The organism is Streptomyces sp. S6 (assembly GCF_054880855.1).
This window is the reverse complement of sequence record NZ_JBTYMC010000689.1, coordinates 1-923: the sequence shown is the minus strand read 5'-3', so window position 1 is coordinate 923 and position 923 is coordinate 1. Positions and strand designations below refer to the sequence as shown.

At 72.3% G+C, this 923-nt stretch carries 3 protein-coding genes; all 3 read left to right on the top strand.

Translation table 11 applies throughout. From position 1 onward, the window contains the following. The coding region (locus ACVNF4_RS36480) for a CBS domain-containing protein (protein ID WP_461807099.1) at nucleotides 1-508 on the top strand (508 nt) is incomplete at its 5' end. A gap of 39 nt (nucleotides 509-547) precedes the next feature. Next, nucleotides 548-769, top strand: a complete 222-nt coding sequence (locus tag ACVNF4_RS36475; protein ID WP_461807098.1) for a hypothetical protein — start codon at nucleotides 548-550, stop codon at nucleotides 767-769. Next, on the top strand, nucleotides 766-923 hold a 158-nt coding region (locus ACVNF4_RS36470; RefSeq protein WP_461807100.1), incomplete at its 3' end, for a universal stress protein. The genes ACVNF4_RS36475 and ACVNF4_RS36470, both read left to right, overlap by 4 nt.

The window sequence follows — 923 nt, the reverse complement described above, 5'->3', positions numbered from 1 at the left end:
CCGCCACCTCGGGGCGCGGGCCCGCCGGGCGGAGGCCAGGAGCAAGGCGCGCACGGCCGGGGCGATCATGACGGCACCCGCCGTCACCGTCCGCGCCGACGCCACCGTCACCGAAGCCGCCCGGCTCATGGCGAGCCGGCGTGTCGACCGGCTGCCGGTGGTGGACGAGGAGAACCGGCTCGCCGGCATCGTCACCCGCCACGACCTGCTGCACGTCTTCCTGCGCCCGGACGCCGAGATCCTGAGCGCTGTGCGGCAGGAGGTCCTCGTCGAGACGCTCTGGCTGGTCCCCCAGACCATCGACGTCACGGTCGAGGACGGCGTCGTCACCCTCTCCGGGCGGCTGGAACGGCGCAGCGAGATCCCCATCGCGGTCGGCATGACACGCCGGCTCGACGGTGTCGTCGACGTCGTCGACCACCTGGCCTACCGCATCGACGACACCCACCTGCGCCCCGCCGAGCAGGCGCTGCACGGCGTGGCCGACGACTGGCTGCGCAAGCTCTGAGCCGCGCGCGGCACGGGAACACGGAAAGGAGCAGCGGCCATGGTCCCGCTCATCCTCATCGGAGCCACCATCGTGGGCACCTGCATGGTGTTCGGGTACAGCTCGGTCATCGTCGGGGTCGCCCTGATGGCGGCGGGCATTTTCGGGCTCATCGCCTTCCTGAGCACGCCGGGCTCGGTCCTGCGGCCCGGGGAGAACGAGTACGTCGAGGAACGGCACTACTTCGGCGACCACGACGATCACCGCGGGTACCGGAAATGAACGACATCGTGGTGGGTGTCGACGGTTCCGAGGAGTCCCTCGCCGCCCTGCGCTGGGCGGCCGGACAAGCCCGCCTGCTGAACGCGCGGGTGGTCGCCGTCCACGCCTGGGAGCCGGCCGGGCACCGGCTCGCGCCCTACGCCTCCGTCGCCGC

What these genes read in the sequence shown, in the direction of transcription:
- ACVNF4_RS36475 (WP_461807098.1), top strand. Translation starts at nt 548, where the DNA reads ATGGTCCCGCTCATCCTCATCGGAGCCACCATCGTGGGCACCTGCATG.